Below are 25,055 nucleotides of genomic sequence, written 5' to 3' on the forward strand. Positions count from 1 at the left end.
CGATCGACCGGCTAGAGACGGCGGATGACCGCCACGACCTTCCCCAGAATGGTGGCTTCGTCGCCGGGGATCGGGTCGTAGGCCTCGTTGTGCGGCATCAGCCACACGTGGCCGTCCTTCTGCTTGAACGTCTTCACCGTGGCCTCGCCGTCGATCATCGCGGCCACGATCTCGCCGTTGTTCGCCGTCGGCTGCTGGCGCACGACCACCCAGTCGCCGTCGGTGATGGCGGCGTCGACCATCGAGTCGCCGGTGACGCTGAGCAGGAAGACCTCGCCCTCGCCGACGATGTCCTTCGGCAGCGGGAAGACCTCTTCGATGGACTGCTCGGCCAGCACCGGGCCACCGGCGGCGATGCGGCCGACCAGCGGCACGTACGCGGGCTTCGGCAGCGGCGTGGTCTCGGCCTCGGCCTGTGCGGTCAGCACGCCGACGGCGCGGGGACGGTTCGCGTCGCGGCGCAGGTAACCCTTGCGCTGCAGCGAACGCAGCTGGTGCGACACCGACGAGGTGGAGGTGAGCCCGACCGCCTCGCCGATCTCGCGGACGCTGGGCGGGTAGCCGAAGCGGTCGATCCACGCCTTGATGACTTCGAGGATCTGCTGCTGGCGGGGGCTGAGACCCTCTTCGACGTCCTCGGGGTCGGGGAGGGGATGCACGTCCCCGAACCGGCCGCCTGGCCTGCGGATCGTCTCGCCCGTCTCTTCCGACACCGTGCTGCCTCCCAGCTCTGGAGCGGCCGGGACCGCGCACCCGCGCGACCGGCGCTGTCCGCCTCTGCTGGTCACCCACAGTAGTGCACCCGACAGCAAACATCAAACAACTGTTCGACGACACGCCGGGGCGCGCTCGATTTTGTCGTACCCGGGTGGTACACATTCGCACGGAGGTTCGATAGAACGGTTGTTCGACCGGCGGCGCGCTCGTCGCGGGTCGCGGATCTGCGAGGAGGTTCCGCCATGTCGGTGCTGACACTTGAGGAGTGGCTGGTCCGGCGCGCGCCGGAGGAGGGCGCGGGCGGGCGCGTGCCGGTGCGGCCGCGTCGTCCGGAGGTGCGCCGTCCGGAGGTGCGCCGCCCGCCGACGCGGGCGCGCGTGGTCGCCGGCCGCCGTCCCGGTCCGGTCGCCGCCTGCCCCCGGCGGATCGCGCCGCGGTGGCCGTGGCTCGCCGCGGTCGGGGTCGCCATCGCGCTCGCCGTCACCGGGTTGGGTGTTTTCGCCGGCTCGTTCGCGCCGGACGTCCCGGAGCGGACGGCCACCGTCGCGGTCGCGCCGGGGGAGACGCTGTGGGATCTGGCGCGGCAGTACGCGCCGGGGAGCGACACGGGCGCCGTGGTCGAGCGCATCGAAGAGCTGAACCACCTGCCGGCCGAGTCGGTCGTGCCGGGTCTGTTGCTCACCGTGCCGGTCGAATCCGGCTCCGTGATCACGGGCTCGTGAAGGTCGTCGCCATACCTCATCACTCGCTCGTGTCGCTTGCGCCCCGCCTGCGCGCGTTCTAAGGTCCACCGCTATATCTAGTAGTTACATGGCTGTAGTTGGTCCACAAGTTGGGGTAGACTGAGGACGAGTTGTCCACAGGCGGTGGGTGTTCACCCACCGGATATCCACATGTTGATCACCAGGTTCGAGCCGTAGCGTGGCGGCGCGGGCCGGGGTGGATGTCACCCGCGGGACGAGAGGGGAAGGTGTTCGGAAAGTGCGTTGCCCGTTCTGCCGTCACGCCGACTCCCGGGTCGTCGACTCGCGGGAAGTGGACGAGGGGCAGGCCATCCGCCGCAGGCGGTCCTGCTCGGCCTGCGGTCGCCGGTTCACCACGTCCGAGACGATGGTGCTGGCGGTCGTCAAGCGTTCCGGGGTCACCGAGCAGTTCAGCAGGGACAAGGTGGTCCGGGGAGTGCGCCGGGCCTGCCAGGGCAGGCCGGTCGACGACGACGCGTTGCAGCAGCTCGCCCAGCGGGTCGAGGAGTCGATCCGCGCGGCCGGAGTCGCCGAGATCCCGAGCCACGAGGTCGGCCTCGCCATCCTCGGGCCGCTGCGGGAACTCGACGAGGTCGCCTACCTCCGGTTCGCCAGCGTCTACCGCTCCTTCTCCTCGGTCGAGGACTTCGAGAAGGAGATCGCGGACCTGCGCAAGGCCATGGCAGACAAGCACGGCGACGAAAGCGCGGCCGGGGAATGAGCCCGGCGCGCGGCGGGAGGGACGAATCGATGACCGAGACCGTGGGTGCGAGCACGGCGAGCGGCAAGTCGGCGAAGCGGGGCAAGCGGGGGCTGAAGATCAGCCGGGTGTTCACGACCGAGGGCGTGCACCCGTACGACGAGGTCGCCTGGGAGCAGCGCGACGTCGTCATGACCAACTGGCGTGACGGGTCGATCAACTTCGAGCAGCGGGGCGTCGAGTTCCCCGAGTTCTGGTCGATGAACGCGACCAACATCGTCACCAGCAAGTACTTCCGCGGTGCGGTGGGCAGTCCGCAGCGCGAGCGCAGCCTCAAGCAGCTCATCGACCGCGTCGTGCACGCCTACGTGAAGGCCGGCACCGAGCACGGCTACTTCGCGACGGCCACCGACGCCGAGGTCTTCGAGCACGAGCTCACCTGGATGCTGCTGCACCAGGTCTTCAGCTTCAACTCCCCGGTGTGGTTCAACGTCGGCACCTCCTCCAAGCAGCAGGTCTCCGCCTGCTTCATCCTCGCGGTCGACGACACCATGGAGTCGATCCTCGACTGGTACAAGGAAGAGGGGATGATCTTCCGCGGCGGGTCCGGCGCGGGCATCAACCTCTCCCGCATCCGGTCCTCCAAGGAGCTGCTGTCCTCCGGCGGCACCGCGTCCGGCCCGGTGTCGTTCATGCGTGGCGCCGACGCCTCGGCGGGCACCATCAAGTCCGGTGGGGCCACCCGCCGCGCGGCGAAGATGGTCGTCCTCGACGTCGACCACCCGGACATCGAGGAGTTCATCCAGACCAAGGCGCGCGAGGAGGAGAAGATCCGCGTCCTGCGCGACGCGGGCTTCGACATGGACCTCTCCGGCGCCGACATCACGTCGGTGCAGTACCAGAACGCCAACAACTCGGTGCGCGTCAGCGACGAGTTCATGCGCGCCGTCGAGTCCGACGCCGAGTTCGGGCTGCGTGCCCGCCTCACCGGCGAGGTCATCGACACCGTGAACGCGCGGAAGCTGTTCCGCTCGATGGCGCAGGCGGCGTGGGAGTGCGCCGACCCTGGCCTGCAGTACGACGACACGATCAACGACTGGCACACCTGCCCCGAGTCGGGCCGGATCACCGCGTCGAACCCGTGCAGCGAGTACATGCACCTGGACAACTCCAGCTGCAACCTGGCGTCGCTGAACCTGCTGAAGTTCCTCAAGGACGACGGCACGTTCGACGGTGAGCTGTTCGTCAAGGCGATCGAGTTCGTCATCACCGCGATGGACATCTCGATCTGCTTCGCGGACTTCCCGACCGAGGCGATCGGCGACACCACCCGCAAGTTCCGCCAGCTGGGCATCGGCTACGCCAACCTGGGCGCGCTGCTGATGGCCACCGGGCACGCGTACGACTCCGACGGCGGCCGCGCGCTCGCCGCCAGCATCACGTCGCTGATGACCGGCACGTCCTACCGCCGCTCGGCCGAGATGGCCGGCGTGGTCGGCGCGTACGAGGGCTACAGCCGCAACGCCGAGGCGCACCAGCGTGTCATGCGCAAGCACGCCGCGGCCAACGACGCGATCCGCACGATGCACACCAACGACGCGGCGATCCGCGACCTGGCCACCCGCGAGTGGCAGAAGGGCATCGAGATCGGCACGAAGAACGGCTGGCGCAACGCGCAGGCCAGTGTGCTCGCGCCGACCGGCACCATCGGCTTCATGATGGACTGCGACACCACCGGTATCGAGCCGGACTTCTCGCTGGTGAAGTTCAAGAAGCTCGTCGGTGGCGGCTCGATGCAGATCGTCAACCAGACCATCCCGCGCTCGCTCAAGACCCTGGGCTACCAGGACGAGCAGATCGAGGCGATCGTCGAGTACATCGCCGAGCACGGCCACGTGGTCGACGCGCCGGGCCTGCGCCCGGAGCACTACGAGGTGTACGACTGCGCCATCGGCGAGCGGTCCATCGCCCCGATGGGTCACGTGCGCATGATGGCCGCGGTGCAGCCGTTCCTGTCCGGCGCGATCTCCAAGACGGTCAACATGCCGGAGACGGCGACGGTCGAGGAGATCGAGGAGATCTACTTCCAGGGCTGGAAGCTGGGCCTCAAGGCGCTGGCGATCTACCGCGACAACTGCAAGGTCGGCCAGCCGCTGTCCAGCGCGAAGAAGAAGGCCGAGACCGCCGACGTCGCCGAGCCGGAGAAGGTCGTCGAGTACAAGCCGATCCGCAAGCGGCTGCCGAAGAAGCGCCCGAGCCAGACGCTGTCGTTCACGGTCGGCGGCGCGGAGGGCTACCTGCACGCCGGCTCGTACCCGGACGACGGGCTGGGCGAGATCTTCGTCAAGCTGGGCAAGCAGGGTTCGACGCTGGCGGGTGTCATGGACGCCTTCTCGATGTCGATCTCGGTGGGCCTGCAGTACGGCATCCCGCTCGAGTTCTACGTCTCGAAGTTCTCGAACCTGCGCTTCGAGCCGGCAGGCATGACGGACGACCCGGACATCCGGATCGCCACCAGCGTGCTGGACTACCTGTTCCGCCGCCTCGCGCTGGACTACCTGCCGTACGAGAAGCGGGCCGAGCTGGGCATCTTCACCGCGGCCGAGCGCGCCGCCCAGGTGGAGACGGGCTACGGTTCGCAGCCGGCCGAGCAGGTCGACCTGGAGGCGCTGCGCAGCACGGTCGACTCGAGCCCCGCGAAGGCCGAGCCGGCCGAGCGGCCCCACGCGGCGCACAGCACGGCCGAGCTGATGGACCTGCACCTCGGCAAGGCGGCCGACGCCCCGCTGTGCATGACCTGCGGAACGAAGATGCGCCCCGCGGGCTCGTGCTACGCGTGCGAGGGCTGCGGCGCCACCTCCGGCTGCAGCTGACCTGAAGGTGTGACAGCGGCCGGGTGCTTTCGCGCCCGGCCGCTGTCACGTTTCGGCGGCCTGCCGAGTCTTCTCAGCATGAGCGAAACGATCCTCGTCACCGGTGGTACCGGTGTGCTCGGCCGGGCGGTCGCCCGGCGTCTCCTCGCGCCGGAGCGGGAGGTGCGGGTGCTGAGCCGTCGTCCGGCGCCGGACGGCACGGCCTACGCCTGGCGCACCGGCGACCTCCGCACCCGGCAGGGCATCGACGCGGCGGTGGCGGGCGCGGACGTGATCGTGCACTGCGCGACCACGCTCGGCGGCAAGGACGTCGCCACCACCAGGACTCTCCTCGACATCGCGCGGCGCCACGGTGACCCGCACGTCGTGTACATCTCGATCGTCGGTGTCGACCGGGTCCCGCTCCCGTACTACCGCGCGAAGCTCGCCGCGGAGGAGGCCGTCGTCGTGTCGGGGCTGCCGTGGACGATCCTGCGGGCCACGCAGTTCCACGACCTGATGTGCCGCGTCGTGGAGATCCAGCGCCGCCTGCCTGCCGTCCTGTACCCCGCCGGGTTCCGGTTCCAGCCGGTCGACGCCGGCGAGGTCGCCGCGCGCCTCGCGGACCTCGCCCTCCACGACCCCGCCGGCCGGGCGCCGGACATGGGCGGCCCCGAGGTGCGGGACTTCGCCGACCTGGCCCGGAGCTACCTGCGCCACCGGGGCCGCCGGCGCGTGCTCGTGCCGGTCCCGCTCCCCGGCGCCACCGCCCGCGCCTACCGGGCCGGTCACCACCTGACGCCGGACACCTCGGGCCGCACCACGTTCGAGGAGTTCCTGGCCGCTCAGGCCGCCATCGCGTAGAGGACCTCGCGCAGGTCGTCCTCGCGGTCGGTGCGCCACACCACGCGCAACGCCAGCTCGGCGCGCTCCGCGAGCGGCTGCGCGACGAGCGTGCCGTCGTCGAGGTCGCCGCCGACCGCGAAGTCCGGCAGCAGCGCGGCGCCGAGGCCCTGCGCCACCCACGACCGGATCGTCGACACGCTGTCGAACTCCAGCCGCCTGCCGCCCGTGCCCAGCAACCGGTCGGCGGCCATCCGGAACGAGCACCCGTCCGGCGTGACCAGCAGGGCGTCGCCGTCGTACCCGGGGCGGGCGACCAGGTGCAGCCGGACCGTCTCGATGTCCACAAAGGACAAATCGCCGCCGTCGAACCCCAGCGTGCCCAGCGTTGTTCCGGTGTCCAGGAGGAGACCCGCGTCCAGCGAGCCGTCCGCCACCGCGCGCAGCAACGGTTGCCGCATCAGGGACCGCACGGACAGGTCGACGTCGGGCCGGCGATCCCCGAGCCGGGCGACGACGGCGGGCAGCCGCGTGGCGACGAGCGTTTCGAGCGCGCCGACGGTGAACCGGGTGCGCTCGTCGCTCACCAGGCGCCGGATCGACTCGGCCTGGTCGAGCAGCCGCCGCGCCTCGGGAAGCAGCAGGCGCCCGCGCTCGGCGAGCGCCATACCGGTCGGTTTGCGCTCGAACAGCACCACCCCGAGCGAGCTCTCCAGCGAGCGCACGTGCTCCGAGACCGTCGCGGGCGACAGTTCAAGCAGCGAGGCCGCGCCGGTGACCGAGCCGGCGGACGCCACCGCCACGAAGGCCCGCAACTGCCGCAACTCCATGAGATCACTCTAGCCAGGAGGTGTTCGGAAAAGCCGAACGCAGCCTGCGGAGCAGCCCCACGGCCGCCCGGGCACCGCGACGACGCGGCGGGGCAACCCGGCGCAGCCCGACTCCGGTTCGACAATCACGCACCCAGCAGTGCTGAGATCCTCCCCGTTGCGGCGGCCCCGGCCGGCATCCGCAAAGCCGGGCGCCGCAAGGTCGCCGCCATCGCAGCGACTCACGCGTCCCGCATGGGCGAAAACTCGTCGCCGACATCTGGACCGCGCTGGGCGAGCAGACCGTCACCGTCCCCGGAACGGCCGCAGCCGACACCGTCCTGCCCCGGCGCGCCGACAGCCTGTAAACCGTGCTCCAGCAACGCAAACAGGTCGCCACCGAGGTAGAGGACATAATTGATGTGCACCCTCCTCGAGATCGGCGCGCCTCCGCCGTCAAGTCCTCGGCACACCTGGCCGCCTACGCCGGCATCGCCTCCACCACCCGCAAATCCGGCACCAGCATCAACGGCGAACACCCCACCAGAGCCGGTAACCGCAAACTCAAACGAGCCTTCTTCCTCGCCGCCTTCGCCCCCCTCTGAGAACCCGCCAGCAAGGCCTACTACCAGCGCAAACGCGAAGAAGGCAAGAAACACAACGCCGCCCTCATCTGCCTAGCCCGACGCCGCTGCGACGTCCTCTACGCATGCTCCGCCACCACACCCACTACCGCCACCCCCAACCAACCCCGGCGTCCGGAAAAACCTGACGCCGCATCCGGTCGCGCCCGTTGAGCGAACGCCGCCGGAACCGGAGAGTCGCCGCCGTGACGACAACCGCTACCCGGGGCAGCCTCCTCGGCGTCTCCCTCGCCTACTTCCTCGTCCTGCTGGACACCACCGTCCTCACCGTCGCGCTGCCCGGCATCCGCGCCGACCTCGGCGGCTCGGTCGCCGGGCAGCAGTGGGTGGTCAACGGCTACACCGTCTCGTTCGCCGCGTTCCTGCTCGGCGGCGGCGCCCTCGCCGACCGGTTCGGCCCGCTGCGCGTGTTCCGCTGGGGCGTCGCGAGCTTCGGCGCCCTCTCGCTGGTCTCGGCGTTCGCGCCGAACCTGACCGTCCTGGTCGTGCTGCGCGTCCTGCTCGGCGTCGCGGGCGCGGCGTGCCTGCCCAGCTCCCTCGCGCTGATCAGCCGCCTGCACCCGGACCCGACCGCGCGGGCGAAGGCGCTCGGCGCGTGGGCGGCCATCACCGGCGTCGCGCTCGCCGCCGGGCCCATCGCGGGCGGGCTGCTGGTCGACCTCGCGGACTGGCGGGCGGTGTTCCTCGTCAACGTGCCGCTCGCGGCCCTCGGCCTGGCCCTCACCCGCGGCCGCGAGACCGCGCCCGCCGGTCGCGGCTTCGACGTCCGGAGCCAGCTCGCCGCGTGCGTGTTCCTCGGCCTGCTGACCGAGGCGATCGTCGACGCCCAGCCCGTCGCGGCCGTCCTCGCGCTGCTGGTGCTCGCGTTCTTCGTCCACCGGGAGCGCCGCTCGGCGGCCCCGTCCGTGCCGCCGGTCCTGGTGCGCAGCCGGGGCGTCGCGGTGAACCTGTTCGCCGGCGCGGCGGTCAACTTCGTGCTCTCCGGCGCGTTGTTCGCGGTGACCCTGCTGCTGCAGGACGAACGCCACCTCACCCCGGTCGAGACCGGGCTGGCGTTCCTGCCGCTCACCTTGCCGACCGCGTTCAACCCGCTGCTGACCAGCCGGATCGTCGCCGCCCGCGGCCCGCGCCTCCCGGTCGTCGCCGGGCTGACCCTGCTGACCGCAGGCGCCGCTGTCCTGGCCGCGACCGTCCACGCGCCCTACCCGCTGCTGGCGTGCGGGCTCCTGCTGCTCGGCCTCGGTGTCTCCCTCGCCCTGCCCGCGCTCGTCACCGGCGTGGTGACCGCCGCGCCCGACGGCTACGCCGGAACCGCCGGTGGCCTGCTCAACGCCGTCCGCCAGGTCGGGGCGACCGTCGGCGTCGCGGCGATGGGCGCGGTGGTGGCCACCGGCGCGTTCGGCTGGGCGTTCGTGCTCGCCGCCGCGGTGGCGGCGAGCGGTCAGCTGCTGAGCTTCTGCCAGAGGAACTCGAACAGCAGCGCCCACTTGTAGGCCAGCTGCTCGTTGTCCGCCGCGGCGCCGTGCCCGCCCTCGATGTTCTCGTAGTACCGCACGTCGTGCCCCTGCTCGAGCATGCGCGCCATCATCTTGCGCGCGTGCGCCGGGTGCACCCGGTCGTCGCGGGTGGACGTCATGAACAGCGTGGGCGGGTACTTCCGTCCCTTGTGGACGTTCTGGTAGGGCGAGTACTTCGAGATGTACTCCCATTCCGCCGGATCGTCCGGGTCGCCGTACTCGGCCATCCAGGACGCGCCGGCCAGCAGCAGGTGGTAGCGCTTCATGTCCAGCAGCGGAACCTGGCTGACGATCGCGCCGAACAGCTCGGGGTAGCGGGTGAGCATGACACCCATCAGCAGGCCGCCGTTGCTGCCGCCGTGGATGCCCAGCCGGTCCGGCGTCGTGATGCCGCGCTCGACGAGGTCCGCCGCGACCGCGGCGAAGTCCTCGTAGACCAGGTACCGGTTCTCCTTGATCGCACCGGTGTGCCAGCCCGGCCCGTACTCGCCGCCGCCGCGGATGTTCGCGAGCACGTACGTGCCGCCGCGCGCGAGCCAGCCGCGGCCGGTCACACCGCTGTACGCGGGCAGGCGGGACACCTCGAACCCGCCGTAGCCGGTGAGCATCGTCGGGCCGTCCCCGTTCCGCGGCCGCACCACGAAGTACGGGATCCGCGTGCCGTCCTTCGAGGTGGCGAAGTGCTGCTCGACGGTGATGTCCGAGGCGTCGAAGCGGGCCGGGGCCTGCTTCAGGATCTCGGTCTCGCCCCCGACGTGCCCGTAGGAGAGCGTCGCGGGCTGGGTGAAGCCGCTGGTGTTGAGCAGGTACTCGTCGCTGTGGTCGGGATCGGTGTCGACGATCTCCGCGGTGCCCAGCTCCGGCGCCCCGGCCAGCGGCTCGCGGCGCCAGCCGTCCTCGCCGGGGGTGAGCACGTGCAGCTCGGTGTGCACGTCGGCGAGGGTGGTGAGCAGCAGGTGGTGCTTCGTCCAGTCCCAGGCCTCCAGCGAGGTGCGCCCGTCCGGCTCGAACAGGACGGTGAGGTCGCGCTCGCCTGCCAGGTAGTCGTCGAACCGCGCGGCGAGCAGCGTGCCGGGCGCGTAGTCGCGGCCGCCGACCGTCCAGGCCGTGCGGGTGCGGATCAGCAGCCACTCCTTGTGGGTGCTGGTCTGCGCGTCCTCCGGCACGTCGAGCTTGACCAGGCCGTCGGGCGTGCGCAGGAACTTCTCCGTGCGGTAGAAGTCGATGGCGCGGCCGACGAAGTCGCGCTCGAACCCGGGCGTCGGGTCGTGGTAGGCGAACACCGCGACGTCGTCCGGCTTGCCTTCGAAGACCGTGACGGCCTCGGCGAGCGGCGTGCCGCGGCGCCACTCCTTCATGATCCGCGGGTAGCCGGACGCGGTCATCGAGCCGGGGCCGAAGTCGGTGCCGACGTAGATGCGGTCCTCGTCGATCCAGCCGACGCGGCTCTTGGCCTCGGGCAGCTCGAACCCGCCCGCGACGAACTCACGCGCCTCCAGGTCGAACTCGCGCACCACAGCCGCGTCCGCGCCCCCGCGGGACAGCTCGGCCAGCCCGCGCCGGTACGACGGCCGCAGCACCGCCGCGCCCTGCCAGACCCAGTTCTCGCCCTCGGCCTCGGCCAGTGCGTCGACGTCGAGCAGGACCTCCCACTCGGGCCGCTCGGTGCGGTAAGAGTCGAGCGTGGTGCGCCGCCACAGGCCGCGCGGGTGCGCCGCGTCCTGCCAGAAGTTGTAGAAGTACTCGCCGCGGCGGCGGATGTAGGGGATCCGGTCGTCGGCGTCGAGCACCTCGCGGGCCTCGTCGCGCAGCTGCTCGAACCGCGTGCCGCCGGTGAGCTCGGCGACCGATTCGGCGTTGCGCTGCCGGACCCAGTCGAGCGCCCGCTCGCCGGTCACGTCCTCGAGCCACAGGTACGGGTCTTCGTCAGCCATGTCCCCATCCTGCCAGGTGGGGATGATTTTCAACGCCAGGCGGGGTCGCGGCCGGTCAGCGCGAGGAACCGGTCCAGTTCACCGGTGCCCGGAGCGATCTCCACGGCGGGCGCGAAGACGTCGTCGTCCGGGCGCGGCCGGGTGCGCATCCGCTCGGCGAACCGCAGCGCGACGTGCACGGCCTCCGGGTCGGGTTCGTAGGGCGCGTCGAGGGTGCGGGCGAGGTCCCAGCCGTGCGCGACCGAGTCGACCAGGTGCATGGTGAGCGCGACCGGGGCGGGGAAGGTGCCGAACTCGCGGACCGTCACCTCGCGGTCCAGCACGGTGTCGTCGGCGGAGGCGGCGAGGAAGGCGTCGACCGACTCCGCGTAGGCGCGGTACGGGTCGTCACCCAGCGTTCCGGACGTCCAGTCCGGCGCGGCGCCCTCGCGCAGCGCCACCGCGAAGGCGTGATTTTCGCTCACCTGGTGGGTGAGCAGGTCACCGAGCGTCCACCCCGCGCACGGTGTCCGCAGTCCGAGGTCGGTGGCCCCGGAAACGATCTTGTCCACCTCGGCGAGGACCCGCCGGTCGAGGTCACGGATGTCCATGTCGTCAACCTAGGGGGGCCAGTGGCCCTGCTGAAGGTCCAAAGCTGGGCCAACGGAGTTGGGCCAATTAGGCTGGCGAGGTGGACATCCAGATCGAGCTGGGGGCCGGCCGGGGCCGGCGGGATGCCATCTACCGCCAGATCCGCGAAGCGATCCTCGACGGCCGCCTGCGCGACGGGGACGCCCTGCCGCCCACCCGTGAGCTGGCGCAACGGCTCGCGGTGTCGCGCAACACGGTCAGCGTCGCGTACGACCGGCTGGTCGCCGAGGGGTTCCTGGAATCGCGGGTCGGCGCGGGCACGTTCGTCGGCGCGGGCGCCCGGCGGGACGGCCGGCCACCGGACAGTGGGCCGGCTTCGCTCACCGCGGTCCCGGTGTGGGACGACGTGCCCCGCCCGCCGGACCGGTTCCGCGAGCAGCCGTCGTTCGACTTCCGCTCCGGCGCCCCGGACGTCTCGCTGTTCCCGTTCGACACCTGGCGCCGCCTGGTCACGCAGCAGCTGCGGCGGTCGCGGCACGACCTGCTCACCTACGGCGATCCGCAGGGGCACCCCGGTCTGCGGGAGGCGATCGCGCGGCACATCGGCGTGTCGCGGGCGGTCCGGGTCACGGCGGACGACGTGCTGGTCACCAACGGATCGCAGCAGGCGGTGGATCTCGCCGCCCGGGTGCTGGTCGAGCCGGGAGCCCGGGTCGCCGTCGAGGATCCCGGTTACCCGCCGCCGCGTCAGCTGTTCGCGACGCTGGGTGCGCGCCCGGTCGGGGTGCCGGTGGACGACGAGGGCATCGTCGTCGACGCCATCCCCGATGACTGCCGCCTGGTGTACGTGACGCCGTCGCACCAGTTCCCGCTCGGGGTGTCGATGTCGATGGCGCGGCGGGTGGCCCTGATCGACTGGGCCCGGCGGCACGACGCGGCGATACTGGAGGACGACTACGACACCGAGTTCCGCTACACGGGACGGCCGCTGGAACCGTTGCGCAGCTTGGATTCCGGCGGACGGGTGCTCTACATCGGATCGTTTTCTAAGGTTCTGCTGCCCGGGCTGCGCCTCGGGTTCCTCGTCGCGCCGCCGGGGTTGCGGCCGGCGCTGGCGAAGGCGAAGTACCTCACCGACTGGCACTCGGCGAGCCTCACGCAGGCGGCGCTGGCGGAGTTCATGGACAGCGGCGAGTTCGCGCGGCACATCCGCCGCACGCGCCGCGAGTACGCCGCCCGGCGCGAGGTGGTGTGCCGGGTCGTCGCGCGCGAGTTCCCGGAGCTGCGGTTGATCCCGTCGTCGGCCGGACTCCATGTGAGTGCGTTCAGCGCGACGCCGGTACGTCCGATGGTGCGAGCCGCGCGACGGGCGGGGGTGCGGATCTACACGCTCGGTGACTTCACGGGCGTGCGGGATGCCCTGGACGGACTCGTTTTCGGCTTCGGCGCGATCCCCCGTGACCGCATCGAGCCGGGGCTGCGGGAGTTGCGGGCTTTCGCGGACAGCGACCGGGCTCTAACCTGATGTGAGCCGGGTCACGAGCAGCTTGGAGGCTGTCGATGCGGATCGCCGACTTACTGCGGAGCAAGGGGAACTGGGTGGCCACGGTGCGGCCCGAGTCGTCCATCACCGATCTGCTCGCCGGGCTGGCGGAGCACAACGTGGGCGCGATGGTCGTGGCCGGGGAGGACGGCATCGCGGGCATCGTGTCGGAGCGGGACGTGGTGCGGAAGCTCAACGACCACGGGCCGGCCCTGCTGAAGCGGCCGGTGTCGGAGATCATGACGACGGTGGTGGCGACGTGCACCCCGCGTGATTCGGTGGACGACCTGAGCGTGCTGATGACCCAGCGCCGGGTGCGGCACGTGCCGGTCGTGGAGGGCGGGCGCCTGGTCGGGATCGTCAGCATCGGCGACGTGGTGAAGAGCCGGATGGAGGAACTGGAGGCGACGCAGCAGCAACTGGCCGCCTACATCGCGCAGGGCTGAGCCGGCCGGACCGCCTCTCTCGCCGTCGCGGTTCACCCGGCTGAAGGCTGGGCCCACCCTTCCAGCACCCGGTCCAGATCCGCCCGGATCCGCTCCCGGGCATCGGCGCGCGGCACGCCGTCCATGAGCAGCCGGTCGTAGGCGGTGTCGAGGTGCCGTACCGAGGCGATCACCGCGAGCCGCACGGCTTCCTCGTCGAGCGCCCGCCCGGCCGCGGACCGCCCGACGCGCCCGCTGCCCCTGGTCCCCGCGTGTTCGGCGATCAACCGAGCCCGCTCGGCCGGGCAGCCCGGGTACAGCCGCCGGACGACCTCCGCGAACGCGGCCTGGAACTCGAGGTCCTGCGCGGCCCGGCGGTGCGCGTCCCGTTCCCGGCGCCGGGCGCGGACGTCCTCGTCGGCGAGGCACTGCTGTTCGGCGCGTTCGAGCGCGGCTTCCTCGACCAGGATCCCTTGCCGCTCATGGCGTTTGCGCCGCCGGTTGAACCGCAGGACCAGCACGGCGAGGGTGCTCTCCAGCTTCGCGCGGCGGGACAGCGCGGCGTTGCCGGCGGGCAGGAAGACCAGGTGGTCGAAGTCGGCGCAGGCGAGGCACAGGTGGCCGTCACCCTCGGGCAGGTGCAGGTCCCCGGTCGCGCCACGGGTCGCGCACCCGGCGCAGGTCCAGTCGTTGCCGGCGATGGTCACGGCGAGGTCCGGCGCCTTGTTCTGCCGCTCGGTGAGACGTGCGCGTTGCTTGTCCGTCAGTCCTGGGGCCAGCCAATGGGTGCGGCACAGCTGATCGAGCGCGTCGTCCTCGGTGAACCGCAGGTCGCGGCGATCCCGGGTGCCCGCGACGTAAGCGCTGTCGGACGGGCTCAGCCCGTTCGCGCGCGCCCAGTTGCCCAGGCACTCCAGGGCTTCGGCAATGCGCGCGGTGCCGACGGGCAGTTCTTTGGCGAGGGGGCTGAACCGCCCGCGGCGCCATTCTTCGACGCGGGAGGGATGCACCCAGCCGAGTGCGGTGAACACCTCGACGGGGGCGACGTACTTGCGCTGGGCGAGCGCGGCGCCCGCCACGGAGGCGACTCGGTTGTGCAGTTTGGCGGCCATCGGCCCGGAAGTCTAACCGCGGTCCCTGCTTCCACCAGGAGCCGCGGTAGCAGGTCAGGGCAATTCGCTCACGGTCGGCCGCAACGCGCTGATCCCGGCCGTCAGCGCGGCACGTCCCCTGCCGAAGCTCGTCCCCAGCGGCAGCTCGGTCAGCAGGACGGCGACGTAGCGGTAGTCCTGCCCCACGAGCCCGGTCGTGTTCAGCACGACGGCCCGGTTGATCTCCATCCAGCCCTGCTTCACCGCGCGCGGCAGCCCAGGCAGGCCGTCGGGGATGCCGAAGTACTGCGGAAACCCGTCCGCGGCCGGGGTCCGGATCGCCGCCAGCCCGTCGAGGATCGGCTGCCGAGCCTCGGGTGGCACCTCGGTGGCCAGGTAGCGGTAGATGGCCACCAGGTCGTTCGGGGTCGTCCTGGTCATCTCCCACTGGTCGGAAATCCGCGGCGGATGCGTGTTCTGCAGGTTCATCAGATCAGCCATCCGCGTGATGATCGATCCGCGCCCGCCCGAGTTCCAGAGCGAGTCGGCGTCGCCGTCGTGGCTGAGCGACAGCACTTCGACGATGCGCTCGCGCTGTCCCTCGCTGGGGGCGCGCCACCCGCCGGTGTGCAGCACGTCGATCGCCATCAGGAGCTTGACCACCGACGCCGCGTAGAACTGCCGGTCCCCGTTCGCGGAGGCCAGCAGTTCACCGGTGGCCGTGTCGTACAGGGCGAGGCCGACGGTGGTCCCGGACACCTCGTGGGTGACCGCACCGGTCGCGGCGGCGGCGAGCCGCGTGCGCTCGTCGGCGGTCAGCGTCGAGTGCGTGGTGCTGACCGGTGTGCTCGACGACGCCGTGCCGGACGGTGGCAGGGTGCTGGGCGGCGGCAGGGTGCTGGGCGCCGCGACAGGCACCGAACCGGTGTCCGCCTCGCCGATCGTCAGCGAGGTGACGACCACGGCTGTGGCGACTCCCGCGCCCACCCCGGCGAGCACGACGCGCCATTTCATGCCCCGCATAACGTCCACCTAATCGGATTCGTGCCCCGCGAAGGTAACCGTACGGTAAAACCGCGCGATCTCATGTCGATCTTCGTCAGGTCGGGTGGAATCTACTGTGGACCGAACGGAGCAGGGCGGGCACCCTACCGCACACCCCTGACAGGAACGCGTCAGCGGCCCGCGCGGGCGGGAAGTTGTCCACATCGTCCTGAACCATCCACAGAATCCCGTTCTGTTTCGGGAAGACCGGTTTTTTGCCCCATAGTGGATTCATGACTTCCACGACCACCAACACCGGCACGGACGGCCGGATCACCGTCCGCATCTCCGACCCGGGCGAGCTGATCGCGGCGGTGCCGCATCTCCTGACGTACCGGCCCGGCCCGTCCGTCGTCCTGCTCAACCACGGCGGCCGGGAAAGCCCGATCACGCCCGTGATCCGCGCGGATCTGCCCGACTCGACGTGCGAGCCGGATGCGGCCCGTGACCTCGTGCGAGCCGTGCTCCGACATCCCGGCGCCGGGGTGACGGTCGTGATCATCGGCCGCCGCCCCGGCCACCGGGCGCCGCCGGGCCGGATACCGCACCACGGCCTGGCCCACCGGTTGATGTCCGCCTTCGGGGACGCCGGACGGCCGGTCGACCACGCACTGTGGGTACCGGAGATCCGCGGCGGAGCGCGGTGGCGGTGCTACCACGAGGTGTGCTTGCGGGGCGTGCTGCCGGACGACCGGGAAACCGTGCTGGCCGCGACGATGGCGACGACGGGCCAGGTGACCTACGGCAGCCGCGGGGAAGTGGCACGACTGCTCGACCCGGACGACCCAGCCGCCATCACCCGGCGACAACACATGCTGGACGCAGCGATCGACAATTGGCCGACGAGACCGGACTTTGCCGCTACGGACAGCCCTGACGCGCCCCAACAGGCCACGGGGGGCAGTGCCGCACGGGACTGGTTCGGCGCGACAGAGGTTGCTGATCGGACTGCCGCGGGTGGTGCCGCGCCGGGGGGTTTCGGTGAGGTGGCGTCCGGTGGGCTGGCGGCGGCGGGCAGTTCCGAGGAGGCGAAGCGTGCCGCGGCGGGCAGTTCCGCAGTGGACTCGCACGTCGAGGCGGAGCGGGCAGCTGAGGACCGGGCCGCACCGGACTGGTTCGGCGAGGCGCAGTCGGCCGAGCACCTCGCCGTCGTCCGCGCCGCCCTAGCGCGGGCTGTCGCGGGCGACTTCGACCTGAGCGACGAGGACGTGGTGTCCCTGGCAATGGCCCTGTCGGACCTCACGGTGCGCGACCGTTGCCTCACGACGGCCGACCCGCCCGGTGAACCCCCGGCCACCGCCGCCGAACGGCTGTGGCTCGAACTCGTGCGCCGCACCCCGATGCCGGAACGCGCCGAGCCGGCCGTGCTGCTCGGCTACTCGGCCTACCGCCGCGGCGACGGCGTCCTGGCCGCCCTGGCGTTCGACAACGCACTGGCCGCCCACCCCGGCCACCGCCTCGCGGAGCTCCTCCGGATCTGCCTCAGCCACCAACTCCCACCCGAAACGCTGCGCCGCCTGAGCGACTGCCAGGAAGGAGGCCTCATGCTCACATGACGCAGCCGCGAGCGCCATGGGGAGGTCGGCTACAGGCAGGACCAGCTGTGGAGGCCGGTCAAGGCACATCAGTGGCGGAGCAGACTCCCGACTGGCATCAGCCGCACAGGCCAGGCCGTTCGGGCGGCGCCGACCTCAGCCACCGAGTGGATCAGCCGCCGAGTGCCTTGCGCTCCTGCGTGAAGCGCCAGGCGTCGCGGACGATGCCTTCCAGGTCGGCGCGCTCGGGCTTCCAGCCGAGCTCCTCGCGGGCCCGGTCGCTGGCGGCCACCAGGATCGCGGGGTCCCCGGTGCGGCGCGGCGCAACCTCGGCCGGGATCGGGTGCCCGGTCACGGCCCGGCACGCCTCGATGACCTGGCGCACGGAGAACCCGGTGCCGTTGCCCAGGTTGTAGATGCGGTGTTCACCGGCCCGCGCGTGCGTCAGCGCGAGCAGGTGGGCGTCGGCGAGGTCGGCGACGTGGATGTAGTCGCGAACGGCCGTGCCGTCGTCGGTGGGGTAGTCCTCGCCGAAGATGCCGATGTGCGGGCGGTCCCCGGTGGCAACCTGCAGCACCAGCGGGATCAGGTGGGTCTCCGTGGTGTGCCGCTCCCCGAAGCGACCGTACGCGCCGGCGACGTTGAAGTACCGCAGGCTCACGGCAGCCAGTCCGTGCGCCCGCGCGTAGCTGGTGATCGCGTGGTCGATGGCGAGCTTCGACGCACCGTAGGTGTTGGTCGGCATCGTGGGCGCGGTCTCCGGGATCGGGCTGCGCTCCGGCTCACCGTAGGTGGCCGCCGTGGAGGAGAAGACCAGGCGCGGCGTGCCGTGCGCACGCATCGCGTCCAGCAAACGGATGGAGGTGATCACGTTCCCGTGCCAGTACTTGGCCGGGTCCTGCATCGACTCGCCGACGAGGGACTTCGCCGCGAAGTGCAGCACGCCGTCGAAACCCTCGCCGAGCAGGGACGCCGTCGCGTCGGCGGCGTCGCCCTCGACGAAGCGCGCGCCGTCGGGGACGGCGTCCGCGTGGCCGGTGGACAGGTCGTCCACGACGACGACCTCGTGCCCGGCCTCCAGCAGGCGGGCCGTGCAGACGCTGCCGACGTAACCGGCACCGCCCGTGACGATCAGCTTGAGGCGCGAGGAGTCGGAAGCCATGGTCTCGTCGGAAGCCTTTCTCGAGAACGAAAAGGAGGTGTCGCCAGTGTGGACCAGCAACCTGTGAGCCACGCACAGGTCCGGCCCCGCCGAATTACAGCTCGTCGCGTCCGGCGCCGGGGGACGGGACCGCCGCGAAGGCACGCGGCGCGCGGTAGCCCGCGCGGTCGAAGGCCTCCGTGACCGCCGCCTCGACGGTGTCCACAGCGGACTCGGGCACGAGGGCGATCGCGGTGCCGCCGAACCCGCCGCCGGTCATCCGCGCGCCGAGGGCGCCGTTGGCCTCCGCGACCTCCACGGCGAGGTCCAGCTCCGGGCAGGAGATCCGGTAGTCGTCGCGCATGCTGACGTGCGAAGCGGTGAGCAGCGGGCCGATGTCGCCGATCCGCCCGTCCCGGAGCAGGGCGACCACGTCGAGCACGCGCTGGTTCTCCGTCACCACGTGGCGGACGAGCGGGCCGAGCTCGGCGGGCAGCTGCGCGAGCGCGCTGTCCAGGTCGCCGGGGTCCACGTCCCGCAGCGCCTTGACGCCGAGCAGGTCGGCCGCGCGTTCGGTGCCCTTGCGGCGCTCGCCGTAGCCGCCCTCGCTGTGGGCGTGCTTGACGCGCGTGTCGATGGCCAGGATGCGCAGGCCCGCGGCCGCGGCGTCGAACGGCACCTGCTCCATCTCGCCGGAACGGACGTCGAGGAACAGCACGTGACCGTCGACGCAACACAGCGAAGCGGTCTGGTCGAGCACGCCGGTCGGGGCGCCGACGAAGTCGTTCTCGGCGCGCTGGGCCCAGCGGGCGATCTCAGCTCGCCGCTCCAGGCCCGGGTCGTCTTCGCCGGCCAGCCCGAGCAGGGCCAGTGCCACCGCACACTCCAGCGCGGCGGAGGAGGACAGCCCGGCTCCGGTGGGGACGTCACCGGCCAGGACTACGTCGGCGCCGCGCTCGACACCGTGGTCGCGCAGCACCCACGCCACCCCGGCCGGGTACGCGGCCCAGCCGTCGACACCACCGGGACGGAGATCGGGGATCGTGACCGGCCGGGCTTCCTGGATGCGCCCGTCGGAGCCGAGGGTGGACACGGTGAGGACCTGGTCGGCGCGCGGGGACGCGGCGGCGGCCAGCCGGTGCGGCAGGGCGAACGGCAGCACGAAACCGTCGTTGTAGTCGGTGTGCTCGCCGATCAGGTTGACCCGGCCCGGCGCGGACCACACGCCGGACGGGGGCCGCCCGTGCACGGACCGGAACGCCTCCGCGGCCTCGCTCGCGGAGCTCACTTGGCCTGCGCCAGAACCGCGTGCAGCACCGACATGGGCACCTGGACCGCGCCCAGCTCACCGGTCAGCTCCGCGGTGCCGCCGCCGTCCGCGCGGCGCACCGACACGACGCTGCCGGGGGCGACTCCCGCCTTCTTCAGGTCCACCATCAGCTTCTCGTCGAGCTGGATGTGCTCGGCCAGGCGCCGGATCTCCGCCTTGCCGCCGCCGGACCGCGCGAAGTCGTCCAGACGCACCAGGTCGGCCTCGGCGGGCGGCGCGGGCAGCCCGCCCTCGCCGAGCTTGTCCAGACCAGGGATCGGGTTGCCGTAGGGCGAGGTGGTCGGGTGGTCGAGCAGCCGGACCAGCTTGCGCTCCACCGCCTCGCTCATCACGTGCTCCCAGTGGCAGGCCTCGGTGTGCACGTGCTCCCACTCCAGCCCGATCACGTCGAGCAGCAGCCGCTCCGCGAGGCGGTGCTTGCGCATGACGGCGATGGCCAGCTCCCGGCCGTGGTCGGTGAGTTGCAGGTGGCGGTCGTCGGCGACGCGCACCAGTCCGTCGCGTTCCATGCGGGCCACCGTCTGACTGACTGTCGGACCGCTCTGCTGCAGCCGCTCGGCGATGCGGGCGCGCAGCGGTACGACACCTTCCTCTTCGAGCTCGAAGATGGTCTTCAAGTACATCTCTGTGGTGTCGATGAGATCGTTCACGATGTCCCCTTCGTCCGCGACAATCCATGGTAGTCGTTCCGGGCGACGGTCACCCCAGGTGACCGGGAGGATAATCCCGCTCCTCACGGCTACCATCGGACGTCATGCAGCCCGCCGTCGTCTGGGATCCCGCCCTCCTCGGTTACGACCTCGGCGGTGAGCACCCGTTCAACCCGGTCCGGCTCGACCTCACCGTGCGGCTCGCCACTGAGCTGGGGGTCCTCGACGGCGTGGAACTGCTCGTGCCCGAGCCCGCCACCGATACCGAGTTGTACCGCATCCACGCTGAGGAGTACCTGGCGGCGGTCAAGCTCGCGCCGACCGCGGGCTGGGACGTCGGCCACGGCCTCGGCACCGCCGACAACCCGGTGTTCAGCGACATGCACGACGCCTCCGCCCTGGTGGTCGGCTCGACCCTGCTCGGGGCGCGCAAGATCGCCGACGGCGAGGCGCGGCGCGCGGTGAACATCGCTGGTGGCCTCCACCACGCCATGCGCGACCACGCCGCCGGGTTCTGCGTCTACAACGACTGCGCGGTGGCCATCTCCTGGCTGCTCGACCACGGTTTCGACCGCATCGCCTACGTCGACACCGACGTCCACCACGGCGACGGCGTGCAGGCCGCCTTCTACGGCGACCCCCGCGTGCTCACGGTCTCGCTGCACCAGCACCCGTTCACGCTGTGGCCGGGCACCGGGTACAGCGCCGAGACCGGGTCCGGCGAGGCCGAGGGCACGTCGGTGAACGTGCCGCTGCCGCCCGGCACCCGCGACGCCGGCTGGTTGCGCGCCTTCCACGCGGTCGTGCCGTCGCTGCTCGAGGTGTTCCGGCCACAGATCCTGGTCACCCAGTGCGGCGTCGACTCCCACGAGGAGGACCCGCTCGCGGACCTCGCGCTCTCGGTCGACGGGCACCGGACCATTTACGCTACTCTCCGTGACCTCGCTGAGCGTCACGCCGAGGGCCGGTGGCTGGCCGTCGGCGGGGGCGGTTACCAGCTGATCCGGGTCGTGCCGCGCTCGTGGACGCACCTCATGGCGACGGTCCTCGACCGCGACGTGAAGCCCGAGACGCCGCTGCCGCCCAACTGGGTCAACACCGTCCTGCGGGCCGCGCCGAGCGCTGAGCTGCCGCCGGAGATGACCGACGGCCGGGACACCACGTTCCGCTCGTGGGGGGACGGGGCGGACGACCCGGTCGACGTCGCGATCCGGGACACGCGCCGCGCGCTGTTCCCGCTGCACGGCCTGGACCCGGACGACCCGAGGGACTGACCCGACCGATCCGAGGAATCGACGTGAGATGAGCAGGAGCGACAAGCCCGGCGGCCCCCACGAGGACGAGCCCCGCGGAGCCGCACCGGCCGGCAGGCCCGACCAGGTTCAGGGGGATGGCGCGCCGGAGGAGGAGAGCACGGAGGGCGACCTCGGCGCGACCGCGGGTGCCGGCCGACGGGCCGCTGCCGGCCGGAATCGGGGCGACAGCGCGGGCGGTGGCCAAGCCGCCGGTGGCGGCTCCGGGCCGGGCGGTGTGGGCGGTGCCGGTGGTGGCGGGGCCGCTGGTGGTGAGCAGGCCGCCGGTGGTGAGGCGTCTGGTGGTGGCCAGGTCGCCGGTGGCGGCTTGGGGTCGGGCGGCGGTGTGGGCAGTGTCGGTGGTGGCGGGGCCTCCGGTGGTGAGCGAGCGGCCCATGGCGAGGCCTCCGGTGGTGAGCGAGCGGCCGGTGGCGAGGCCTCCGGTGGTGAGCAGGCCGCCGGTGGCGGCTCGGGGCTGGGCGGCGTTGTCGATCAGGAGCAGGTGGGTGGCGCTGGCGTGGGCAGTGATCAGGGCAGTGCGGGCGGCAGCGGGGAGCAGGAGCAGCTGACCGGTGCCGGCGAGCGTGGGGGCGCGGGGCAGACGCAGGTGAGCGGCGCCGGTGAGCGCGGTGGTGCTGGTCGCGGTGGTGCTGGTGGGCCGAGCGGTGCTGGTGAGCGCGGCACTGGTGGCCGCGGTGGTGCTGGTGAGCGGAGCGGTGCCGGTGAACGCGGCAGCGCTGGTCGCGGTGGTGCTGGTGGGCCGAGCGGTGCCGGTGAGCGTGGCGGTGCCGAGGAGCGTGGTGCTGCCGGTGCGTCCAGCGATGCCGGCCAGGAGCCAGCCACCCGTGGCGCGTCGGGCGGCGCCGGTCCCGGGCGGGCGGCCGGCGCGGGTGAGGGCACTAACCGGGAGAAGCACGGGCCCCGTGATCCCTACGACTATCCCCGCCACTGGGAGGCCGACGTCCTGCTCAGCGACGGCGGCACCGTCCACTTGCGACCCATCGTGCCGAGTGACGCCGATGCCCTCGTCGCCTTCCATGGCAAGCTCTCCGAGCGCACCCGGTACCTCCGCTACTTCGGCGCCTACCCGCGCATCCCGCAGCGGGACCTCGAACGGTTCTCCGTCGTCGACCACCACGACCGCGTGGCGTTCGTCGCCCTGCTCGGGGACGACATCATCGCCGTGGGGCGGTACGAGCGGCTCGGCGACGGGCCCTCGGCCGAGGTGGCGTTCGTCGTGGACGACGCGCACCAGGGGCGCGGCGTCGGGTCGATCCTGCTGGAACACCTGGCCGCCGCCGCGTCCGAGAGCGGCCTGCGCCGGTTCGTCGCCGAGGTCCTCGCCGAGAACGCCGCCATGGTGCGCGTCTTCCGCGACGCCGGTTACCAGGTCAGCCGCGCCATCGAGGAGGGCGTGCTGCACCTGGAGTTCGACATCGACCCCACCGAGGAGTCCCTCGCCGTCGCCCGCGCTCGCGAACAGGCCGCCGAGGCGCGCAGCGTCTACAACCTCCTCCACCCGCGGTCGGTCGCGGTCATCGGCGCCTCGGCCGACCCCACGAAGGTCGGCTACTCGGTCCTGTCCAACCTGCTCGCCGCGGACTTCGCGGGCACCGTCTACCCGGTGAACCCGGAGCACCGCTCGGTGCGTGGCGTGCGCGCCTATCCGTCCGTTGTGGACATCCCGGACCCGGTGGACCTCGCCGTCGTGGCGGTGCCCGCGGACCAGGTCGAGTCCGTGTTGGACGGTGCGCTCGCCAAGGGCGTCAAGACCTTGCTGATCGTCACCGCCGGTTTCGGCGAGGCGGGCCCGCACGGCCTGCACGCCGAGCTGCGCCTCGTCGGCGAGGCACGCGCGCACGGCATGCGCGTGGTCGGCCCGAACGCCCTCGGCGTGCTCAACACCGATCCGGCGGTCCGGCTCAACGCCACCCTCGCCCCGCGCCTGCCCAAACGGGGCCGCGCCGGGTTCTTCTGCCAGTCCGGCGCCTTGGGCACCGCGATCCTCGCCGACGCCGAAGCGCGCGGCCTCGGCCTGTCGACGTTCGTGTCCGCGGGCAACCGCGCCGATGTCTCCGGCAACGACCTGCTGCAGTACTGGGAGACCGACACCAGCACCGACCTCGTCCTGCTCTACCTCGAATCGTTCGGCAACCCGCGCAAGTTCGCCCGCCTCGCCCGGCGGCTCGGGCGCAGCAAGCCGATCGTCGCGGTCAAGTCCGGGCGGCACGCCGTCCGCCCGCAGCTGGCCGCGACCTCCGCCGAGGTCGACGAGTCGAGCGTGCAGGCGCTGTTCGAGCAGGCCGGTGTGGTGCGGGTGGAGACGCTGGCCCAGCTGTTCGACACCGCGCTCGTGTTCGCCCACCAGCCGTTGCCCGCGGGGCCGCGGATCGGGATCGTCGGCAACTCCAGCGCGATCGGCCTGCTCGCCGCCGACACGGCCCGCGCGCAGGGGCTGCGGCTCGCGTTCGACCCGGTGGACGTCGGGCCGCAGGCGGGTCCGGAGGACTTCGCCGCGGCGGTCCGGGAGGCGCTGAACAACCCGGAGACCGACGCGCTGGTCGCGGTGTTCGTGCCGCCGCTGTCGATCCCGGGCAGCACGTACGCGCGGGCGCTGCGCGAGGCGGCGCAGGAGCTGGACCAGGGCAAACCGATCGTGTCGACGTTCCTCGCCGCCGAGGGCGTGCCGGACGAACTGGCCGTGCCGGGACCGGACGGCGCCCCCGGGCGCGGGTCGATCCCGTCGTACCCCAGCCCGGAACGCGCGGTGAACGCGCTGGCGAAGGTCGTGCGGTACGCGGCGTGGCGGCAGCGGCCGCAGGGCACGCTCATCCGCCCCGACGGGCTGCACGTCGAGCAGGCCGAGCAGGTCGTGCGGGAGATCCTGGCCGGCGGCGACAAGAACGTGGTGCTCGAGGACGCCGACATCGTGCGGCTGCTCGGGTGCTACGGCATCGACGTGGTGCCGTTCCGGGTGGTGTCGAGCGCCGAGGCCGCGGTCCAGGCCGCGGAGGAGCTCGGCTACCCGGTCACGGTGAAGGCCGTGGACGAACGCCTCCGCGGACGGCCGGACCTCGCGGGCGTGCGGCTGGACCTGGCGTCGCCGGACGCGGTGCGGCGCGGGTACGAGGACCTGAGCGAGGTGTCCGGCGAGCGGGACGTCTACGTGCAGAAGATGGCGCCGAAGGGCATCTCGTGCCTGATCGGCCTGCAGGACGACCCGTCGTTCGGCAGCCTGGTGTCGTTCGGGTTGTCCGGGCTGGTGAGCACGCTGCTGGGGGACCGGGCGTACCGGGCGGTGCCGCTGACCGACGTGGACGCCGCGACGCTCATCCGCGAGCCGAAGAGCGCCCCCCTGCTGACCGGCTACCGCGGCGACGAGCCCGCGGACCTGGCGGCGCTGCAGGACATGGTGCTGCGGGTGGCGGCGCTGGCGGAGGACCACCCCGAGGTGCGGGCGCTGACGCTGGACCCGGTGATGGCCTCGCCGGAGGGCGCGTTCGTGGCCAACGCGCGCATCGTGCTCGGCCCGCCGCCGGCCCGGCCGGACACCGGGCCCCGGCGGCTGCGCCCGATCAACGCGACGTTCTGACGGAAGCGGTGACAGGCGGTAGCGCGGCTTGAGATTTTTCTCAGTGCCGTCGTGGCAAGGTGAGGCCGAGGACATCGGAAACA

The 25,055-nt window shown here is 72.0% G+C and carries 19 protein-coding genes and 1 pseudogene; 11 read left to right on the plus strand and 9 right to left on the minus strand.

Annotated features, from left to right (window positions below):
- Positions 1–11: 11 nt before the first annotated feature.
- Positions 12–713, minus strand: a complete 702-nt coding sequence (lexA, locus tag AMYTH_RS0139795) for a transcriptional repressor LexA (RefSeq protein WP_017983913.1) — start codon at positions 711–713, stop codon at positions 12–14.
- A gap of 246 nt (positions 714–959) precedes the next feature.
- On the opposite strand from lexA, the gene AMYTH_RS0139800 reads away from it, so the two are divergent.
- From AMYTH_RS0139800 to AMYTH_RS0139815, 4 genes are all read left to right on the plus strand, one after another.
- Positions 960–1,439 carry a LysM peptidoglycan-binding domain-containing protein gene (locus AMYTH_RS0139800; protein WP_027934907.1) on the plus strand — a complete coding sequence of 160 codons (480 nt, stop codon included), beginning with the start codon at positions 960–962 and terminating at the stop codon, positions 1,437–1,439.
- A 259-nt stretch (positions 1,440–1,698) separates the two neighbouring features.
- Positions 1,699–2,181, plus strand: coding sequence for a transcriptional regulator NrdR (gene nrdR, locus AMYTH_RS0139805; RefSeq protein ID WP_017983911.1), 483 nt, complete (start codon positions 1,699–1,701; stop codon positions 2,179–2,181).
- A gap of 29 nt (positions 2,182–2,210) precedes the next feature.
- Positions 2,211–5,033 carry a vitamin B12-dependent ribonucleotide reductase gene (locus AMYTH_RS0139810; protein WP_027934908.1) on the plus strand — a complete coding sequence of 941 codons (2,823 nt, stop codon included), beginning with the start codon at positions 2,211–2,213 and terminating at the stop codon, positions 5,031–5,033.
- A 78-nt stretch (positions 5,034–5,111) separates the two neighbouring features.
- Positions 5,112–5,876: an SDR family oxidoreductase gene (locus tag AMYTH_RS0139815; RefSeq protein WP_027934909.1), complete on the plus strand. Its 765-nt coding sequence runs from the start codon at positions 5,112–5,114 to the stop codon at positions 5,874–5,876.
- Here the strand turns inward: AMYTH_RS0139815 and AMYTH_RS0139820 are convergent.
- Positions 5,858–6,685 carry a LysR family transcriptional regulator gene (locus tag AMYTH_RS0139820; protein ID WP_027934910.1) on the minus strand — a complete coding sequence of 276 codons (828 nt, stop codon included), beginning with the start codon at positions 6,683–6,685 and terminating at the stop codon, positions 5,858–5,860. The two genes, AMYTH_RS0139815 and AMYTH_RS0139820, sit on opposite strands and share 19 nt — an antisense overlap.
- A 437-nt stretch (positions 6,686–7,122) precedes the next feature.
- Here AMYTH_RS0139820 and AMYTH_RS51270 point away from each other — a divergent pair.
- Positions 7,123–7,461 (plus strand): annotated as a pseudogene (locus AMYTH_RS51270) (transposase); the annotation flags it as partial.
- Between the two features lie 32 nt (positions 7,462–7,493).
- On the plus strand, positions 7,494–8,801 hold the full coding sequence (locus tag AMYTH_RS0139830; protein ID WP_027934912.1) for an MFS transporter: 1,308 nt from the start codon (positions 7,494–7,496) through the stop codon (positions 8,799–8,801).
- Here the strand turns inward: AMYTH_RS0139830 and AMYTH_RS0139835 are convergent.
- Positions 8,750–10,759: a prolyl oligopeptidase family serine peptidase gene (locus AMYTH_RS0139835; RefSeq protein ID WP_027934913.1), complete on the minus strand. Its 2,010-nt coding sequence runs from the start codon at positions 10,757–10,759 to the stop codon at positions 8,750–8,752. The genes AMYTH_RS0139830 and AMYTH_RS0139835 overlap by 52 nt on opposite strands.
- A 29-nt stretch (positions 10,760–10,788) precedes the next feature.
- Complete coding sequence (locus AMYTH_RS0139840) at positions 10,789–11,349, minus strand: TIGR03086 family metal-binding protein (protein WP_027934914.1); 561 nt, start codon at positions 11,347–11,349, stop codon at positions 10,789–10,791.
- An 80-nt stretch (positions 11,350–11,429) separates the two neighbouring features.
- On the opposite strand from AMYTH_RS0139840, the gene pdxR reads away from it, so the two are divergent.
- Both pdxR and AMYTH_RS0139850 read left to right on the plus strand, forming a co-directional pair.
- Positions 11,430–12,854, plus strand: a complete 1,425-nt coding sequence (gene pdxR / locus AMYTH_RS0139845) for a MocR-like pyridoxine biosynthesis transcription factor PdxR (protein ID WP_027934915.1) — start codon at positions 11,430–11,432, stop codon at positions 12,852–12,854.
- Positions 12,855–12,889: 35 nt separating this feature from the next.
- Entirely contained in the window at positions 12,890–13,318 is a 429-nt protein-coding gene (locus AMYTH_RS0139850; RefSeq protein ID WP_027934916.1) for a CBS domain-containing protein, read from the plus strand.
- A gap of 32 nt (positions 13,319–13,350) precedes the next feature.
- Here AMYTH_RS0139850 and AMYTH_RS0139855 read toward each other — a convergent pair whose 3' ends face one another.
- The gene (locus AMYTH_RS0139855; RefSeq protein WP_027934917.1) at positions 13,351–14,409 is read right to left on the minus strand and encodes a DUF2293 domain-containing protein; all 1,059 of its coding nucleotides are present in this window, start codon (positions 14,407–14,409) and stop codon (positions 13,351–13,353) included.
- 54 nt (positions 14,410–14,463) lie between these two features.
- Positions 14,464–15,411 (minus strand): serine hydrolase, encoded by a 948-nt coding sequence (locus tag AMYTH_RS0139860; protein WP_027934918.1) that lies wholly within the window; start codon positions 15,409–15,411, stop codon positions 14,464–14,466.
- Positions 15,412–15,665: 254 nt separating this feature from the next.
- Here AMYTH_RS0139860 and AMYTH_RS0139865 point away from each other — a divergent pair, with 254 nt between their 5' ends.
- A complete protein-coding gene (locus AMYTH_RS0139865; RefSeq protein ID WP_027934919.1) occupies positions 15,666–16,988 on the plus strand; it encodes a DUF4192 domain-containing protein in 1,323 nt (440 codons plus the stop codon).
- Positions 16,989–17,139: 151 nt separating this feature from the next.
- Here AMYTH_RS0139865 and galE read toward each other — a convergent pair whose 3' ends face one another.
- The 3 genes from galE to AMYTH_RS0139880 form a co-directional block, all read right to left on the minus strand.
- Complete coding sequence (galE, locus tag AMYTH_RS0139870; protein ID WP_027934920.1) at positions 17,140–18,129, minus strand: UDP-glucose 4-epimerase GalE; 990 nt, start codon at positions 18,127–18,129, stop codon at positions 17,140–17,142.
- Between the two features lie 94 nt (positions 18,130–18,223).
- The gene (gene galK / locus AMYTH_RS0139875) at positions 18,224–19,396 is read right to left on the minus strand and encodes a galactokinase (protein ID WP_027934921.1); all 1,173 of its coding nucleotides are present in this window, start codon (positions 19,394–19,396) and stop codon (positions 18,224–18,226) included.
- Positions 19,393–20,088, minus strand: coding sequence for a metal-dependent transcriptional regulator (locus AMYTH_RS0139880; RefSeq protein WP_020421072.1), 696 nt, complete (start codon positions 20,086–20,088; stop codon positions 19,393–19,395). Before AMYTH_RS0139880 ends, galK begins: the two co-directional genes overlap by 4 nt.
- 104 nt (positions 20,089–20,192) lie before the next feature.
- On the opposite strand from AMYTH_RS0139880, the gene AMYTH_RS0139885 reads away from it, so the two are divergent.
- Both AMYTH_RS0139885 and AMYTH_RS0139895 read left to right on the plus strand, forming a co-directional pair.
- Positions 20,193–21,362, plus strand: a complete 1,170-nt coding sequence (locus AMYTH_RS0139885; RefSeq protein ID WP_020421071.1) for an acetoin utilization protein AcuC — start codon at positions 20,193–20,195, stop codon at positions 21,360–21,362.
- A gap of 982 nt (positions 21,363–22,344) precedes the next feature.
- Positions 22,345–24,972 carry a bifunctional acetate--CoA ligase family protein/GNAT family N-acetyltransferase gene (locus AMYTH_RS0139895; protein WP_051363145.1) on the plus strand — a complete coding sequence of 876 codons (2,628 nt, stop codon included), beginning with the start codon at positions 22,345–22,347 and terminating at the stop codon, positions 24,970–24,972.
- Positions 24,973–25,055: the final 83 nt, after the last annotated feature.

Source organism: Amycolatopsis thermoflava N1165, from assembly GCF_000473265.1.
Taxonomy (GTDB): domain Bacteria; phylum Actinomycetota; class Actinomycetes; order Mycobacteriales; family Pseudonocardiaceae; genus Amycolatopsis_E; species Amycolatopsis_E thermoflava.

Coding starts and splice junctions, on each gene's coding strand:
- AMYTH_RS0139865 (WP_027934919.1), top strand. CDS start 15,666: ATGACTTCCACGACCACCAACACCGGCACGGACGGCCGGATCACCGTC.
- AMYTH_RS0139835 (WP_027934913.1), bottom strand. CDS start 10,759: ATGGCTGACGAAGACCCGTACCTGTGGCTCGAGGACGTGACCGGCGAG.
- AMYTH_RS0139885 (WP_020421071.1), top strand. CDS start 20,193: ATGCAGCCCGCCGTCGTCTGGGATCCCGCCCTCCTCGGTTACGACCTC.
- AMYTH_RS0139810 (WP_027934908.1), top strand. CDS start 2,211: ATGACCGAGACCGTGGGTGCGAGCACGGCGAGCGGCAAGTCGGCGAAG.
- AMYTH_RS0139840 (WP_027934914.1), bottom strand. CDS start 11,349: ATGGACATCCGTGACCTCGACCGGCGGGTCCTCGCCGAGGTGGACAAG.
- AMYTH_RS0139820 (WP_027934910.1), bottom strand. CDS start 6,685: ATGGAGTTGCGGCAGTTGCGGGCCTTCGTGGCGGTGGCGTCCGCCGGC.
- AMYTH_RS0139800 (WP_027934907.1), top strand. CDS start 960: ATGTCGGTGCTGACACTTGAGGAGTGGCTGGTCCGGCGCGCGCCGGAG.
- galE (WP_027934920.1), bottom strand. CDS start 18,129: ATGGCTTCCGACTCCTCGCGCCTCAAGCTGATCGTCACGGGCGGTGCC.
- AMYTH_RS0139860 (WP_027934918.1), bottom strand. CDS start 15,411: ATGCGGGGCATGAAATGGCGCGTCGTGCTCGCCGGGGTGGGCGCGGGA.
- AMYTH_RS0139850 (WP_027934916.1), top strand. CDS start 12,890: ATGCGGATCGCCGACTTACTGCGGAGCAAGGGGAACTGGGTGGCCACG.
- AMYTH_RS0139855 (WP_027934917.1), bottom strand. CDS start 14,409: ATGGCCGCCAAACTGCACAACCGAGTCGCCTCCGTGGCGGGCGCCGCG.
- AMYTH_RS0139815 (WP_027934909.1), top strand. CDS start 5,112: ATGAGCGAAACGATCCTCGTCACCGGTGGTACCGGTGTGCTCGGCCGG.